Raw genomic sequence first — 17,902 nt, 5'->3', positions numbered from 1 at the left:
AGCGTTCTTTGTTAGGCAGAAAACAGCGAAGCCAAGTAGTTCGCTCGTTTCTAAATCGTTACCAGTTTAGTCTTATCAACAAGGTAACTTATTTATTTTCAATCAGTTGTAGTTTAAGAATTATCTTAGCGTGCAAAAGGTCATGAATTGGGGTGCAAAAGCTAAGCTTTTAAATCTCAATTATTATTATCCTGATTATCAACAGATTACAAAATGTGTCCCCAACACAGTTTTTGTAATATAATTTCATGGTGCCGGGCAGGTAGAATGTTCGCCATCAAGCGTCTGCCATACACCACCTGAATGCGAATTGAAGATATACGCCATATAGGATTAGAGGGAAAGCACGTCAAGTCTTCCATACCCTTCTACCAAATTAATAAACTATAACGCGCCACCACTCACGCCTCGGCATGCCTCATTCGATGGCTCATGCCTCGTTCTATAATGCGGAACAACCTTATTTTCCGGCTGTTCCGCATTTTTTTTCTTTCAAAGTCGCAATGTCTTAACCCAATCGCTTGAGCTTCACGGTGAAGTGACGCATCAATGGCGCCTCCCATTCTATTGCCACTCCGCGTTTGATCTCCTTGCGCCGGTCGTAAACGTTCTTGAGTGCCGCCGCAATCACATTCATGTGATTATCAGTATAAACACGACGCGGAATACAAAGACGCACAAGGTCGAGTCCTCCAAAGCGGTTTTCGCGCGTTACGGGGTCACGGTCGGCAAGCATGTATCCTATTTCGCAAGCTCGTATTCCTGCCTCCAGATATAACTCGCAAGTAAGTGTCTGAGCCGGGAACTCCTCCTTTGGTATGCAATCCAACACCGTGTCAGCATCCACGAAGATGGCATGCCCGCCTGCCGGTCGCTGATAAGGTATGCCGTATTCATCGAGTTTTCCGGCAAGATATGCCACCTGATGAATACGCGTGTGAAGCATGTCGAACTCGGTGTTTTCTTCCAGTCCCACTGCCAAAGCATTCAGGTCGCGACCATTCATTCCGCCGTAAGTGATGTAGCCTTCAAATGGAATGCAGAAGAGTTTCGCTCCCTCAAACCATTCTTTGTTGTTTGTGGCTATGAAGCCACCCATGTTCACGAGCCCATCCTTCTTTGCCGACATGGTCATGCCGTCCACATCCTTATACATCTCAAGCGAGATTTCCTTGATGCTCTTGTCGGCATAACCTTCCTCACGAGTTTTAATGAAGTAGGCATTTTCGGCAAAGCGCGCGGAATCCATTACCACCGGCACACCATATTTGTGGCAGAGCGCAACGGTGTCCTTGATGTTCCTCATGCTCACGGGCTGACCTCCTACCGTGTTGTTAGTTATCGTCAGCACCATGAAGGGCACGTTGCCCTTGTTCTCGGTTAGCACCTTTTCCAATTTCTTCAGACACACATTGCCCTTGAACGGCACTTCGAGCTGAGTGTCTTTTGCTTCATCTACGGTTACGTCGATTGCCGTTGCTTTGCGGCTCTCAATATGTCCTTTTGTCGTATCGAAATGAGCATTGCCGGGTATGATGTTACCCTCTTTCACCAAATAGGAGAAAAGCACATTTTCTGCGGCGCGTCCCTGATGAGTGGGAATGACATACTTCATGCCGAAGATGCGCTTTACCACGCTTTCAAACTTATAGAACGACGTGGCGCCGGCGTAGCTCTCATCGCCCAACATCAGTGCCGACCATTGTCTGTCGGACATGGCACCCGTACCGGAGTCGGTGAGGAGGTCGATATAAACTTGTTCGGATTTCAACTGAAACACGTTGTAGTGTGCTTCCTTGAGCCACTGTTCGCGCTCTTCGCGCGTGCTTTTGTGCATGGGCTCCACCATCTTAATTTTCCACGATTCTGCAAAAGGTAATTCCATAAATCTTAGGTGTTTAGTGTTAATAATAAATATTTTAGTCTGAAAGCAATTGTCCAAATGCTTTTTCACACTGACACAAAGATACGGATAAAAAAAATAATTCGCGCTTTATTTTAGTAAAAAAGTGTTTACTTCGCCCCTTGCCCCACCATCGTTAAGAAAGGGAATGATACTATCGCTCTCCGGTTTCGGAAGGAGGCAGCAATCGGTCGTTCACCATTCTGTACATATACTGATGGATGACTGCTTTCAGCTCTTGCTCCATTCGTGCTTGCCAGGGTACTTTTCCCACGAGATTGTGCCGCATGAGTCGGTCGGAGAGTCTGTACATACCTTTCACCTTCTCACCATCGAATTGCAGGGTACAATCGTTCTTGGTATATTGGTAAACGCCGTTGATATAGTTCAGCGCGTAGGTGTCTTTGGAGGTCGTATGAAACAAGTCGCAACCGAAGGAAAGATAAGGTTTGTTGTAGCCCAAGATACCAAACAAGGTGGGCATGATGTCGATTTGTTGCGCGATGCCGGGACGCATTCCCGGACGTATTTCCCCCGATGGGTCGTAGATGATGAAAGGTGCTGCAAACTCTCCGATTTCGGTTTTGTACTCAGGATGGTTGCTTTGGTTGGTGTGATCGCTTGTCAGGATGAATATCGTGTTCTTAAACCATGGTTGTTTGCGTGCCGAGTCGAAGAATCTGCCAATCGCCATATCGGTATAGCGAATACATTTATGAATGGGCAATGTCCCTTTCGGGAACGTCTTTTCGTATTGTTTCGGCACAACGAACGGATGATGGCTCGAAACGGTGAAGAGAGCGGTCATAAACGGTTGTTTCATCTCTCCCATCTTCGCGCAGAAGTATTGCAGAAAAGGCTCATCCCAGATGCCCCAATTGCCATCGAACTCGGCATCTCCGCCAAATCGTGGGTCGGCACTGTAGTCCTGTCGTCCGTAATAAGCTTGAAAACCTATTTTGTTGGCAAAAGCTAAAAAACCCATTGAACCGCGATTGGCACCATGGAAGAAAGCCGTTTGATAGCCCCACTTAGACAAATAGCCCGGAATGCCCATATAAGCATTCATGGATGCCGGCGTGAGCACGAAGGGTTCGATGAACATCGGGATGCCACAGAGCACGGAAGGCATACCGTCGATGCTCTTATGTCCGTTGGCGTAGGAATGCTCAAATACACAACTTTGCGCAATGAGCTTATCTACGTTTGGCGTATATCCCTTGTATTTGCCACCTTCTAGCTGCTTGTTGTAGGCTCCGATGTATTCGCGTCCGAAACTCTCGACAATCAAAATGACCACGTTTTTCTTTTTCGCAACGGCATTGGGCAGTGGTTTTTTAATGGGATTGAAGAGTTGTGCCGATGCTTCCGGAGAGGAAAAGTAATCGGGAACGACAAAAACGCTCTTTCCGATGGTGCGTATCAGCGAAAAAGGGGTGTTGAGAACAAGCGCGCAATCAATGGGGCGCGAAACGTATTCGTTGGCGTTATTGATGGTGATGGGACGCACACCACTCTGCAATCCACCTCGGGCACCGCCCACACACAACACGGCGGCAATTAGGAGACAGAGGAAATTGATGCCTGAGAATTGCCACCTCCGGCGAGGTGATGAGAAATGGAAAAGGCTGCTCTCGGGCATTCGGTAGCATTTGAAAAGCAGCCACGTAACCACGATGAAGAGAAGCAGAAGATACCAATGTCCCACAAGTTCGGTTCCGATGATGGAAGCGAGGTTATTCTCGTTGCCGAACTCTCGAAAAACGCTGGTGGTGGTGCGCCGGAGGGTAAAGGGAAAGTAAACGGAATCGATGAGATTAAGAGCAAAACAAAATGAGTTCAACACAACAAAGACGGCGCGACAGAACTTATGGTATCCGAGAGCTTCTTTCATCCATAGGGGTAAGAGCATGAGGAGGATGTAGAAAGCGTTGGAGTAAACGATGGCGGAGGTGTCGAACAACAAGCCACCACGCAGCAATGTCGGCAAATCGCTCCAAGAGAAGCCCACGCTGAAGATGCCGTAGTTTTCCAAGAAATAAGCTACGCGCGCCATAAAAAACACAATATACGCCAACAGCAAATTCATAATCATTGCCACTGCCGGCTTTAAGGAAAGAAAAACTATGTTTTTATTGCTCGTTGTTCTCATTTGATACAAGGATATGGTGTCCGAATAAAAAAAGCAAGAAGTCCGGAATTAGATTTCCTGCATATCGTGCAACTTCTTATAATATCCATTCAATCTCATCAGCTCCTCGTGTGTGCCACGTTCTACGATTCTGCCTTCGTGCATTACGCAGATTTCATCAGAGTTTTTGATGGTGGAAAGCCGATGGGCGACAGCGATGGTGGTGCGCGTCTTCATGAGTTTGTATAGCGCGTCCTGAACAAGTCGTTCGCTTTCGGTGTCGAGAGCCGAAGTAGCCTCATCGAGAATGAGTATAGGAGGGTTTTTCAAGATGGCACGCGCAATGCTCACTCGTTGTCGTTGCCCTCCCGACAAACGCCCTCCACGGTCGCCGATACAAGTTTCATAGCCTTTTTCACTTTGGGAAATGAACTCGTGAGCGTTAGCTATCCTTGCTGCTTCGCAGATGTCCGCATCGTCAGCGTTGGCTCCAAACGTTATGTTATTTTTGAATGTGTCGTTGAAAAGGATGGCTTCCTGATTGACATTCCCTATCAGCTTGCGCAAATCGTGCAGTCTGAGGTCTTTCACGTTTATGCCATCGATGAGCACTTCGCCCTCTTGCACGTCATAGTATCTGGGGATGAGGTCGAGCAAAGTGGACTTTCCGCTTCCGCTCTGCCCTACCAAAGCGATGGTTTTACCTTTGGGAATGACGAGGTTAATGTCTTTCAGAATCCAATGACGGTCTATCTTTCCCTCGTTATCCTTCACTCCGTCATAGGCGAAACTAACGTGTCGGAATTCTATCTCGTGCTCAAATCCGGCGATATGCTTCGGTTGCTTTATCTCTTTTATCTCAATCTCTGCTTTCAGAATCTTATCGATTCGCTCCATGGATGCCATACCTTTTGCAATGTTATAGCCTGCTTTCGACACCTCTTTGAGCGGATTTAAGATGCTATAGAGTATGACTAGATAGTAAATAAAAGTGGGACCGCTGATAACAGGGTACTCGCCCAAGACGAGGGTGCCGCCAAACCACAACACGATGATTATCATAATGGTACCCAAGAACTCGCTCATCGGGTGTGCCAACTGTTGGCGAATGTTCACTCGCATGATGTCATCGCGATACATGGAATTGATGCGATCGAAACGTTCGTTCATCTTTCCCTCGGCGCAGAATGCCTTGATGATGCGCAATCCGCCCAGTGTCTCTTCCACTTGGCTCATGGTATCGCTCCAAAGGGCTTGTGCCGTGATGCTGCTTTGTTTGAGTCGTCTGCCCACAAATCCCATAAACCAAGCGAAAACAGGAACGAAGAGAAGGGTGAAGATGGTTAATTGCCACGAAATGACGATAAGCGTAACGAAATAGATTACGATCAAGATGGGATTCTTGAAGAGCATATCAAGCGATGCCATGACAGAATTGTCCACTTCCTGCACGTCTCCGCTCATCCGCGCAATGATATCGCCTTTTCGTTCCTCGCTGAAGAAACTCAACGACAAGGAGGTTATCTTGCGATAGAGATGGTTTCGCAAATCGCGAACCACTCCCGTGCGAATGGGGATGATAGATGCTGACGCAAGAAAATAAGAACCTGTTTTCAGAAGGGTGAGAAATCCCATCGCCAATCCTACGATAAGGAGTGTCGTAGCCGGACCCCAGCTTGTTACGAATATCTGCGTGTAATAATCGGCGTTATTGGAAAGCACGTCTTTCAGTGAGCCTTCGCTCCACGACATGATGTGTGTGGCACCCGTACCGGAATCTACCTTGAAGAGAATTTGCAACAAAGGAATGATGGCTGCAAACGAGAAGATATTTAATATGGCAGATAGGATGTTGAAAAACACCGCTCCCATAAGATAATTCTTATAAGGCGGGATAAATCTGCGCAATACTTGGATAAAATCCTTCATGAAATACAAAGATATAAGTTTCGGAAGAAACTAACAAATTTTTATTTATTTCGTTGTCTTGAATTATGATTTTTTATCCATGATGAGAGCTTACGGAAGTTTTCCTGCGAAAAACGATCCCTTGTCACCTGCCGTTTTCACCTTTCATGGAAAAGCCATTTCTCTCAACAACCGGGCATTTGCAATGCCAAGGATAGATGCCGGACGACTAATCCCCTATCTCGCCCATCAGCGTTGCCGAGCTGGAGCTTGTAATTCTCACCTTGACGGTATCGCCAATGTGCAGGTTTCCGCGTGGCACAATCACTGCCTTGTTCTGCTCCGTGCGTCCCATGAGCTGTTCGCGACTGCGCTTGCTGAAGCGTTCGATGAGCACTTCAAATTCTTTCCCCTCATCCTCTTTGTTGCGTTGAGCCGATATTTCTGTCTGGAGCTTGATGAGGCGGTTCAGGCGGTTCACCTTTTCCTCTTCCGAAACATTGTCGGGCAGATGCTTCGCGGCGTATGTGCCGGGGCGTTCGGAATACTTGAACATGAAAGCGGAGTCGAATCGACACTCGCGCACCAGGGAGAGCGTCTGCTCCATGTCGTCGGGCGTTTCGTCGTGGTAGCCCACGAAGATGTCGGTGGTCAGTCCGCAATCGGGGATAATGCGCCTTATGGCAGCCACTTTCTCCAGATATTCCTCTCGAGTGTATTTGCGATTCATCAGTTTGAGCACCTTGCTACTGCCACTTTGCACCGGGAAATGAATGTGTCGGCAGATGTTCGGCTCCTCTGCCACGGCATGCAGAATATCCTCCGTCATGTCCTCGGGATTGGAAGTGGAGAAGCGCACACGCATATCCGGAACATTTCGCGCCACTTCGCGCAGCAACTCGGCGAAGGAGGTACCCTCATCGGGACGCTTTCCGTTGGGCAGCAACCCGTATGAATTAACATTCTGTCCAAGCAACGTAACCTCCTTGAAACCGCGGTCGTGCAAATCGCGCACCTCGCGCAGGATACTCTCCACGTCGCGCGAGCGTTCGCGTCCGCGTGTGAAAGGAACGATGCAATAATGGCAGAAGTTGTTGCAACCGCGCATGATACTAACAAAGCCCGATACACGATTTCCACCGATGCGTTGCGGAACAATGTCGCGATAAGTCTCCGTGGTGGATAAATCTACATCCATGGCTTTATGACCGTTCTCGCAACGTGCAATCATCTCCGGCAAGTTCAAATAAGCATCCGGACCGCAAACAAGGTTGGCATAATGATTTTCTATCAAGTCCTTGCGCACACGTTCTGCCATGCAACCCAAGACACCGAGGATGAGGCTCCTACCTTTTTTCTGTTCGGCATGGAGCGTCTCGAGCCGATTGTAAATCTTATTCTCGGCATTCTCGCGGATGGAACATGTATTCAGGAAGATGGCGTCAGCCTCTTCTTCCTTCTCGCAAATCTCATATCCTGCCATTCCCATGATGGAAGCAACCACTTCCGAGTCTGCCACATTCATTTGACAGCCGTAGGTCTCTATAAAGAGTTTCTTCATGAAGCTAAAATATTCCCAAAGTTAAGATGCAAAGGTAAGAATTTGTCGGCACACTCGCAAATCTTTTCACGTTGCGTGAAAAACATTGTCGGCACGATGAACAGAACAGAGCAAAAAGTCAGCAATAAGGGGGGAAAATTAGCACAGAAAAAATCTATTGATAATCAGACACTTACAACTCACATTTCAAAAGCTTAGCTTTTGCACTTCAATACATGACCTTTTGCATTGCAAAAGCTAAGCTTTTGGAAAGTGAAAGCTAAGCTTTTTATAAATGGAATGAAAATTTTAGAAAACTATTGGGATAAAACGGATAAAATAATGGGACCGAGATGCTCTTCTGTACTCAATGATATTCAAATGTTTTAGAAGATGGTAAATCGTCTTATAAGAGAGAGTTTATCAATGTTACGCGGATTGTTGAATTATTGTTGCATTTTCCTGCCGGTGATGAAAGGCACGAAACGATAGATAAGCCACGTCAGAAAGGCGGTGAAAAGACATACCAAAAGATAGGCTGTCATGACCTGGTAATATTCTCCGGAGTAACTCATATTCGCTTTCTGAAGCCCGACTGACACGAGCAGGGGTATTCCTCCGGAAAGGAAATAAAAGACAATGCTGCGACATCCTATCCATTCCATCCAACCAATGCTGTTGAAATATTTGGCAAGATGGACGAGAAAAAGCGTTGCGAACGTCATATCGATGACAAACACATACCAATTGGTCACGGCTATGGGCTTAATGAGTAAATTGATGTTGTTTTCATACTCATATATCTTCATGACCACTACACATAAGAGAAGAAAGGATGTAGAGAATGGGGAGTGGAGGGCATTGAAAGCTTGCTCGTGTCGGTGGTAAACATAGCCGAGATAGAGGATGGGGAGTGCCATGCAGGCATTGTCTAATTTCCAATAAAGCGGAAAATGGCACGTGGATAACCAAACGCAACCGGCAAACGACAGGGTGACCATTGGCAACAATATACACCATTTCCCACGACTAATCCACAACAGCAAGGCAAACGCGGTTTCGGCAACCGCCAAGGCTGCTATGAACCATGATGCCTCACCTGTGAGCACGGCAAGGAACGTATTGGCAATGTCGCTACCGTGCGCAAGTGCTTTGGGAACTGCCAAGGTACAAGTGAAAATGAAGTAAGGCATCAGGATGCCACGCCCTATGGAAATGAGTTTGGAACGAAGAGAGAAACCACTGTCCTTGTGAAACAAATAGCCTGATAGAAAGAAAAAAACCACGAGCACATTCGCCACATAGAGGTTGTAGTCGATGATATTGCCGCCCGTATAGTAGATTTCCGTATGGTCCAACAGGATTGCCAACATAGAGAAACCGCGCAGCAGGTCGATCCAAGTCTTTCGTTCACGCATGACGAGATGGTTCTTTGAATAAGAGAAAAGCAGCCTTGTATTCACGCTTTCTTAACAAGCGGAAAGCCGATACGCCAAACAGAGAGAGCAACAATATGCAATATAAAAGGTAGGAAAACATGAGTTACCGAATGGAAGGTAAAGGGTGTTTCATCTTATAATGGCTATTTTGCATACTGTTCCGTTGTCGCCGTTTTGATCGGCCGTCTGCACCATGTAAACTCCCGACGCCACTCGCCGTCCTTTCTCATCGTTTCCATCCCATACAAAGCTGCCACCATTGCTGGTTCCCTTTGCCACAAGTGCGCCATTGGAAGTAACAATCTTGATGTCCGCGTTGTTGGTAAGTCCGACTATGGTAATCGGACCGGTATAACCGGGTTTCACCGGGTTGGGATAGGCATAAGTTACGTCCTTACTCATTTTCTCCACCGGTTCGGTTGCATCGCTCATGTAGGAGCACAATCCCTTGTCCGTACCGAAGAACACCTCACCGGTCTTGTCGTTGATGGCAATGCTCTCGATGGTGGCGGAGAGCAACGGACTGTTCGATGGCAGGAAATGATAAATTTGCTGCTTTCCGTCGGCACTAATGAGATAAACGCCATTGTTGCTTGTCCCGAACCATTTGCGACCTCCTCCATCTATCTCCATGCAAGTAATATCAACACCTGCCAACAGATAATCGGCAAGATTGGTACCATCATCGCGTGGCACTTTTATTTGCTCGAAAACCGCCTCATCAGGATGTGCCATTTCCGCTGCTCGGAGCAATAAAGGTCCGGCATTGGTGCCAATCCAAATGTCGTGATTCAAATCTTCTGCCACACATTTCACTGCGGTCAGACCTACAGTGCTTCCGTCCTGATTTACGAAACGTGTATAGGCATTCAAGCCATCGGATGAAGGCTGATAACAAAACAAAGCCGGGGCATCAAAATGTTTATTCACGAACCAAAGCAGATTCCTGCTGTCAAGCAGAACATTGCTCAAGATGCTCAGCCCCACTCCTTTCCTCATAAGGGCTTCATGAGGGTGAGGAACCATGGTTCCATCGGGAAGAAGCTCAAAGAGTGTTTGCGATTTGGATTGACTGTTCAATATCCACAAACTGCCCTTGTCGTCGAAACATAATCCCAAAACAAGCAAATAGTTATTGTCCAGTTCTTTGTCCTTGTCCATCGCCGGTCGTAAAGGGCTATTGTCCTTATTGAAGAAAGCTTTTAATTTCCCATTTAGGAACTCATACAAACCGGTTTTGCCACCCGCGAAGACATGTTCCGGATTCTTTGGATCGATGGCAAGGCAGTTGATATCCTGATAGCTGTATCCCGTTATACCGGAAATGTTGTCTTGGAAGATGCTCCACTCTTCATTCTCGTTGAGCACTTGAATGGTTCCCGGATGCGCCAATTCCACCATTCCCGACTCGAAAATCCCACCTGTCGTATAGAGACGGTTGTTCTTGAACTGCATGAAGAAGAAGCGATTGTATTTCGGACCTCCGGGATTGAGTGTTCTTGCCTTTGCCATCAGGTCTGGATCTGCAGCTTTGGTCTGCGGGACGTAATCCCCCACCCTCGTCCAGTTCTTCTTGTCGAGCAGATTGCTGGCCTGTGAGCCTTTGTAGAGCCCGCTTTGGCTGCCGGCAGCATAGATGTTGTCTCCCTCAACATAGGTGTAGTTGACATTGAAGCCAAGGTTATATGTGTCGCTCACTTCGGCATTGGTGACATTGAGTTTGAGAATCCCGAAACCGGTGGAGATGTAACAGAAATTACCGTTCATATAGAGGTCGTTGATGGCTTTGTTCTCGGTCATCGACTTGTTGTAATAATCTGATATATTCGTAATGTTTTCTTTCTCGTCCAATAAGTCGATGTTGCCATTGGCATAGATTATAACGAGCCGTTTGGCAGCATTGTTCCATCCTATAAAGGCGATTTGAGCATCGTTCAGCCCCATCGTCTTGTCGAAAGTGTGTATGCTGTTGTCGCTCTCGTTGTAAGCATAGAGATTGTCGGAAGCCAATACGTAAAGCGTTTTTCCACCTTTCTCCACCCAAGTAATATTGCTATATGCCATGTAGTTCTTCCATGTGGCTACCCCACCGGCTTGAACACGATGGGAAAAGAATGAAAGCAGATAAACAATGGTAAAAAAAAGAAGCCGTTTCGTCATGATTTACTCGATTCGTAATGTACAAAGTACATGAGTTTATAGAAGTTAAACAAAAAAATGCTTGGATTATTGCTTAAAAGTTGTTGTTTTATGATTCTGTGAAGGATACCATAAAGAGATGAAACGATACCACAAATGTGCATTTTCTTGAGCTTATCTATTGTGGCGAGTAATCTGGAATAACCTTTCAGCTCGTTTTTAAAATTGTAAAGTGTGCGGAGCGACTCTTCCGTCTTGGTGATAAACACATCGTTCGGCTCAAAGAAATCGAATAAGACAGGATTGTTGATATGATTTACTTTCAACTGTTTCTTCTGAAAATCCTTTCCCAACAACACATCTTCATATCCATATCCTTTAATGTCGGTGTTATATGGATTCTCTCCCATCAGTTTTTTTCTCACCATGAAGTTTGTACTGGTGTGCTGATAAGGGTGTTTTGCCCTGCTCTCCGCATCTTGCAGCTTCTCGGTTGCACACTCATAGCGATAGCGGAGATTGTCCCCCCATTTCTTTTCATCACCTCCGATTTTCAATCCGCCCACTATGACATCTCCATCGGCATCAAGATAATTGCGAATGAAATGCGGATTGTCGAGCGAAAGGTCTCCATCAATGAAGAGCAGCCAATCTTTTGTGGCTTGTGAAACCAAAAAATTGCGGATGGAAGATCGTCCGATGTTCCGCTCTCTTATGATGTAGCAAACTCCTTTCAGTCTTTCTATCCGCAAATTGTGTTCTGTATAGCTCGCGATGGTGGAACCATCGTCAGCCACTATAATCTCAAAGTCGGCCTGTTCTTCCACACATTGTCGTTGCAACTCCGTAACCAATCTCTCACAGTGGCAGTTATAAGTGGGTAAAAGTATGGAAACAGACTTTTGCATGATGAGAAATCTATTTCTTTAAGTATTCCGCCAACTGCTTCACGGCGCGCGAACGATGTGATATCTTGTTTTTGATTGTCTCTCCCAACTCCGCAAAACTCTTATCGTAACCGTCGGGAATGAATATCGGGTCGTAACCGAATCCCTCACATCCCTGCTTTTCTGTGGCAATTCTTCCTTCCACTCTCCCCTCGAAAAGATGTTCCTCGTCATTAATGAACAGGGAAATCACCGTGCGGAAACAAGCCTTTCGATTAGGATTTCCATCCAATTTATCCAACAATTTTCTCATGTTGGCTTCACTGTCATGGTCAGTTCCTTCAGCATAGCGCGCAGAATGCACACCGGGTTCTCCACCCAATGCCTCAACTTCCAATCCGGTATCGTCGGCAAAACAGTTTAAATGATATTTGTCATGGATGAAACGCGACTTAATGCTCGCGTTCCCTTCCAACGTATCAGCCGTTTCGGGAATGTCCGCATGACAACCAATGTCCGCAAGCGAAACTATCCGGAACTCATTGCCCAAAATTTCTTTTATCTCCTTGAGTTTATGATTGTTGTTGGTGGCAAAAACTATTTTCATTGTTTGATATTTTAACTTAACATCAGGTATCGTGGAAGGAATGAGCCATCATGATTCCACTTCTGTAACATCCTGTTGATTATTCCTGTTGTTCGGCATAGGCATCGTCTTGCATGATGTGCGCCAATGATTTCCGGGCTTTCTTCGTGTTCACTTTCAATCTGTCGAAGCCTTCACCATAAACACCGATGACTGATGTCTGACTAATGAACGCGGAAGGATCGATAAACTTAACGATACGGAAGATGGATTGGCTCTCGTTGCGTTTCGCCATCAGGCAAATTACTTTAATGTCCTTGCCCGTGTACCAACCTTGTCCGTTTAGGATGGTGATGCCACGGTCGCGTTCTTTCATGATGGCATCGGCTATCTCTTCGTATTTCTTTGAGAAAATGAGGAATTGAACTGACTGGCGACGAAGGTTCATGACGTGGTCGAGCATGAAACACTCTATGAACATGGTGCAAAGTCCGAACACCACTTTATGAAATCGTTCCACGTAAGTACCAAATTGCGGAAAGAGCATACAAGTGCCGATGATACAAATATCCACCGCCATGAGTACCTGACCCAACGAAATGTCCTTATACTTATTCACACAAGCCGCAATAATATCCGTTCCGCCCATACTGCCGTTGTTAAGGAACACTGTTGCCATACCTACGCCGGTAATGCAACAGCCTACAATGAGCGACATAAACTCCTGCCCTTCGCCCAAAACCTTAATGAAATTTCCTTTAGCATCGACAGGCATAAGGTCTTGAGCCACTTTCAACAGGAAGTACAGGGCGAAAATGGCATAGATAGTCTTCATCATGAACTTCCAACCGAGAATCTTCAACGCAGCTGCCAACAAGATGATATTGACAATCATGTAAGTGTTCTCAATCTTGAAACCGGTGGCATAAAAGATAATGGCTGAAAAACCGGTCAATCCACCCGTAACAATCTCATAGGGCATGAGAAACACCGTGAATGCAGAAGCGTATAATATCAATCCAACTGTAATGAGGATATAATCTTTCGCCTCACTCCTAATCATTTTCTGATCTATTGTCATAGTTCTTTTATTGAGTTTTTATGGTTTCCGGTTTCTTGTTTGTACAGGAAACTCGGAAACTTTTTTTTATTAGCTTTATTTACAAACAATGTTTACTATCTTCTTTGGTACCACGATCACTTTGACTATGGTTTTACCCGCAATGTATTTTTGACTTCTCTCATCATTCACGGCAGCTTTTTCAATCGCTTCTTTATCGGTATCGGCCGGGAAAGTCATCTGAAAACGAGCTTTACCATTGAAAGAAACAGTGAGCTGCACTTCGCTTTCGGCTAAATAAGCCTCGTTGCATACAGGCCATTTCGCATCGCAAACACTGCCCTTCTCACCTATCTTTTCCCATAACTCTTCGGCGATGTGAGGTGCGAACGGAGCGATGAGGATGAGCAAGCTACGAAGCAAAGCACGATTGTCGCACTTCTGTTGTCCAAGTTCGTTCACGCAAATCATGAATGCTGAAATGGCAGTATTATAAGAGAATAGTTCTATATCGCCACTCACTTTCTTTATCAGTTTATGAACGCTTTTCAAAGATTCTTTTGAGGCTTCATCATTGGAAAGTTCTTGTTGATAAAGTTTCCAAAATTTCTTCAAGAAACGATGACAACCATCTATACCATTGGTATCCCAAGGTTTGCTGGCTTCGACAGGACCTAAGAACATTTCGTACAGACGCAGTGTGTCAGCTCCATATTGCTCAATGATAACATCGGGATTGACAACATTGAACATCGATTTCGACATCTTTTCCACAGCCCATCCGCAAACGTATTTATCGGTTTTGAGGATGAATTCCGCATGTTTGTATTCCGGACGCCAAGCCTTAAATGCCTCGATATCCAACACATCGCCATGCACAAGGTTCACATCTACATGTATAGGAGTGGTTTCATATTGATTTTTCAGTCCGCGACTTACAAACACGGGGGCTTTGGAATGATCGTCGTTGTTGATACGATAAACGAAATTCGAGCGACCTTGGATCATTCCTTGATTCACAAGTTTTTCAAATGGCTCTTCCTTGCAGCTGTATCCATAATCATACAGAAACTTATTCCAGAACCTACTGTAAATCAAATGTCCGGTGGCATGTTCCGTTCCGCCTACATAGAGATCGACATTCTGCCAATATTCATCGGCATCTTTCCCAACGAGAGCTTCCTCATTGTGTGGATCCATATAGCGCAGATAATAAGCTGAACTGCCGGCGAAACCCGGCATGGTGTTCAATTCAAGTGGGAAAACGCTTTTGTTATCAATCAAGTTCTTATCCGTGAGTTGTTTGTTTGTTTCGTCCCATGCCCATACCTTGGCACGTCCCAATGGTGGCTCACCGGTTTCGGTGGGTTTGAATTGGTCAATTTCGGGCAATTCCAATGGCAGACATTCCTCCGGTATCATGTAGGGCATTCCTTCTTTATAATAAACCGGGAAAGGTTCGCCCCAGTAACGCTGACGAGAGAAGATGGCATCGCGCAAGCGGTAGTTCACTTTTACGCGACCAATTCCTTTGTCGGTAACGTATTTTTTTGTTGCAGCAATTGCCTCTTTCACACTCAATCCATTGAGTGAGAAGCATCCTTCGGTCTCCTTTACAGGACTGTTTATCACCGTTCCCTCCTTTGCATCGAAGCTCTCTTCCGACACATCGGCACCTTCTATCAATGGAATGATGGGAAGATTGAAATGCTTCGCAAAAGCATAGTCGCGACTGTCGTGAGCCGGAACAGCCATGATGGCACCCGTTCCATAACCCGAAAGCACGTATTCGGAAATCCAAATCGGCAACTTTTCGCCCGTGAACGGATTGATACCGTAAGAACCGGTGAACACCCCCGTAACCTTTCTGTCGCTCATTCGGTCGAGTTCGGTGCGTTTCTTCACATAAGCCAAATATTCTTCCACCTCTTTTTTTCGGTCGGTTGCCGTCAGTTTCCCCACAAGTTCACTCTCCGGAGCCAACACCATAAACGTTACACCGAACATGGTATCTGCCCGAGTGGTAAAGATGGTGAAATGACCTTCCTCCATCTCACTCTCCGTTCCATTTTTTATAGGTAGTGGAGTGAGGCTCTTAAATTCCACTTCTGTACCTTCTGAACGTCCTATCCAGTTGCGTTGTGTTTCCTTCATCGAGTCGGACCATTGTACTTTATCAAGACCATCGAGCAAACGTTGCGCATATGCCGACACGCGCAAACACCATTGTTTCATTTTTTTCTGAACAACCGGGAAACCACCACGCTCGCTCACACCATTGACAACTTCATCGTTAGCCAACACTGTTCCCAAGCCGGGACACCAGTTCACCATCGTCTCTCCCAAATAAGCGATACGATAGTTCATCAAAATCTGCTGCTGCTCTTTCTCGTTCATGCTCAACCAGTCGCGAGCCGAGAACATTTTTTCTTCGCCTTGTGCCACATTGAGATTCAGCGTACCTTCCTCTTCAAAATGCCTGATGAGTTCAGCGATGGGGACAGCCTTCTGTTTACAATTGTCGTAACACGAATTAAACATTTTTTGGAAAGCCCATTGTGTCCAACGATAATACTTCGGATCGCAGGTGCGCACCTCCCTGTCCCAATCGAAGCAGAAACCTATCTTGTTCAATTGTTCACGGTAACGTGATATGTTCTTTTCCGTTGTGATGGCAGGATGTTGTCCCGTCTGAATGGCATATTGCTCCGCCGGCAATCCGTAAGCATCGTAGCCCATCGGGTTCAACACGTTAAATCCTTTCAGTCGCTTGTAGCGTGCATAGATGTCGCTGGCGATATAACCAAGGGGATGACCCACGTGCAAACCGGCACCGGAAGGATAAGGAAACATATTGAGCACATAGTACTTCTCCTTGTCTTTATTCTCTGCTACCTTATAGGTTTTTTGCTCAACCCATCTTTCCTGCCATTTCTTTTCTATTTCCGTGAAGTTATATTCCATTCTTTATAACGTTGTTTTATTTTTGTCTAAGAAAAACAAATCTGCCTTGCTTCTTCTCTGTTTACATAGATTTAATAAAGGATATTCAGATGATTTTGCAGCGGATGCCAACATAATCCGTAACGCACTTCTATCCAAAGTGCAAAATTACAAAATTAAAAATCGATTGCAAGGGTTATTTGAAATATTTTTAATTCTTCCTTTGGTGCACGTCAAATCTCAACGATGATTTGCCCACACCAACAAGGATGCAAGCCACTGATGGATAACAATTGAAATAAGGAGTCAGGATTGGACAATCTTTTATGTATCCAATGAAACTCTGAGCAAGTTGCATTGCCACAAGAACGAAAGCAACTGCGACAAAAAAATGAAAAAAAAATCAGATAACCACAGCAGTACCTGAACAACTTACCATGAGCATGGAATTGCCTTGTCCGATGGTTTCGTAATCAATGTCTATGCCCACTATCGCGTTGGCACCCATGGATTGAGCTCTATCCATCATTTCTCTTATGGAAGTGTCTTTGGCTTGTCGCAGCACTTTCTCGTAAGAAGCACTTCTGCCACCGATAATATCTCGAATGCCTGCGAGGAAATCTTTTATAAAGTTGGCACCTATAATGGTTTCTCCTGTTACTAATCCTTTGTATTCCAAGATGGTACGTCCTTCTATGGATGGAGTGGTGGTAATAATCATGATAGAAAATATTTAATTGTTATTGATTCATCGGAAAAATCTAATTCTCCGAAGTCTTTTTATCTAACGAAAAAACTAACGTAATATTTTAGTTAAAATCACTTTTTTTCTTATTCAAATTATTCGATTTTTATGAAGTTTATCATGCCTTGGAAGAGATTATATAAAAATATTTTTGTTGAATGATTATTTCGAAATAAATATAATATAATCTGTTTTATATCATATTACAGTCTATATTATAAACTATAATATTTCAATGCCAACGAAATGATGTTCAATGGGATTGTATTGAGATGGGATTATCCACTTGATTAGTTGATGATCAGGAGGGATGTATCAAGAAGAAAATCAATCTCTATTTTCAAGATACCGTCAATGTGTCATCTGTATCTCAACACCTTCAGAAAAAAAATATAAAAAGAGCGGCGATAAGTAAGTTATCGGGTTTGCAAAACATTAAATAGTGTCCTAAAAAATTTCATTCCATCTATACAAAGTGTCTTATACGGATTTAGCTTGTCACAATTCTGACTATAAAAAAAGTAAGAAATTATGACAAAACGTAAAACCCCGCGCGAATTTTCGTATTCGTTCAAGCTGCAAGTGTTAATTGATTATTATTCTAGCGGTTCTTCTCAAGCG

Annotated in this window: 11 protein-coding genes; all 11 read right to left on the bottom strand. The window is 45.0% G+C overall.

The window, feature by feature from the left end; translation table 11 throughout:
• Positions 1-508: 508 nt before the first annotated feature.
• Positions 509-1,885: a tryptophanase TnaA gene (gene tnaA, locus E0E16_RS11245; protein ID WP_130830371.1), complete on the bottom strand. Its 1,377-nt coding sequence runs from the start codon at positions 1,883-1,885 to the stop codon at positions 509-511.
• A 172-nt stretch (positions 1,886-2,057) separates the two neighbouring features.
• A complete protein-coding gene (locus E0E16_RS11240) occupies positions 2,058-3,998 on the bottom strand; it encodes an LTA synthase family protein (protein ID WP_439650610.1) in 1,941 nt (646 codons plus the stop codon).
• A 105-nt stretch (positions 3,999-4,103) separates the two neighbouring features.
• Complete coding sequence (locus E0E16_RS11235) at positions 4,104-5,963, bottom strand: ABC transporter ATP-binding protein (RefSeq protein ID WP_130830369.1); 1,860 nt, start codon at positions 5,961-5,963, stop codon at positions 4,104-4,106.
• A gap of 208 nt (positions 5,964-6,171) precedes the next feature.
• Positions 6,172-7,503 (bottom strand): tRNA (N6-isopentenyl adenosine(37)-C2)-methylthiotransferase MiaB, encoded by a 1,332-nt coding sequence (miaB, locus tag E0E16_RS11230; protein ID WP_130830368.1) that lies wholly within the window; start codon positions 7,501-7,503, stop codon positions 6,172-6,174.
• A 425-nt stretch (positions 7,504-7,928) separates the two neighbouring features.
• On the bottom strand, positions 7,929-8,945 hold the full coding sequence (locus tag E0E16_RS11225; protein WP_255418179.1) for an acyltransferase family protein: 1,017 nt from the start codon (positions 8,943-8,945) through the stop codon (positions 7,929-7,931).
• Between the two features lie 105 nt (positions 8,946-9,050).
• Positions 9,051-11,081, bottom strand: a complete 2,031-nt coding sequence (gene porZ, locus E0E16_RS11220; protein WP_130830367.1) for a type IX secretion system anionic LPS delivery protein PorZ — start codon at positions 11,079-11,081, stop codon at positions 9,051-9,053.
• On the bottom strand, positions 11,078-11,968 hold the full coding sequence (locus tag E0E16_RS11215) for a glycosyltransferase family 2 protein (protein WP_130830366.1): 891 nt from the start codon (positions 11,966-11,968) through the stop codon (positions 11,078-11,080). Before E0E16_RS11215 ends, porZ begins: the two co-directional genes overlap by 4 nt.
• Before the next feature lie 10 nt (positions 11,969-11,978).
• Positions 11,979-12,554 (bottom strand): non-canonical purine NTP diphosphatase, encoded by a 576-nt coding sequence (locus E0E16_RS11210; RefSeq protein WP_130830365.1) that lies wholly within the window; start codon positions 12,552-12,554, stop codon positions 11,979-11,981.
• 79 nt (positions 12,555-12,633) lie between these two features.
• Positions 12,634-13,614 (bottom strand): YitT family protein, encoded by a 981-nt coding sequence (locus E0E16_RS11205; RefSeq protein WP_130830364.1) that lies wholly within the window; start codon positions 13,612-13,614, stop codon positions 12,634-12,636.
• Positions 13,615-13,689: 75 nt separating this feature from the next.
• Positions 13,690-16,557, bottom strand: coding sequence for a leucine--tRNA ligase (leuS, locus tag E0E16_RS11200; RefSeq protein ID WP_130830363.1), 2,868 nt, complete (start codon positions 16,555-16,557; stop codon positions 13,690-13,692).
• Positions 16,558-16,939: 382 nt separating this feature from the next.
• On the bottom strand, positions 16,940-17,257 hold the full coding sequence (locus E0E16_RS11195) for a heavy metal-binding domain-containing protein (RefSeq protein WP_130830362.1): 318 nt from the start codon (positions 17,255-17,257) through the stop codon (positions 16,940-16,942).
• Positions 17,258-17,902 lie beyond the last annotated feature (645 nt).

This window comes from Prevotella rectalis, assembly GCF_900607215.1.
Lineage (GTDB): Bacteria > Bacteroidota > Bacteroidia > Bacteroidales > Bacteroidaceae > Prevotella > Prevotella brunnea.
The sequence above is the reverse complement of the archived record's forward strand: the minus strand, read 5'-3'. Positions and strand labels throughout refer to the sequence as shown.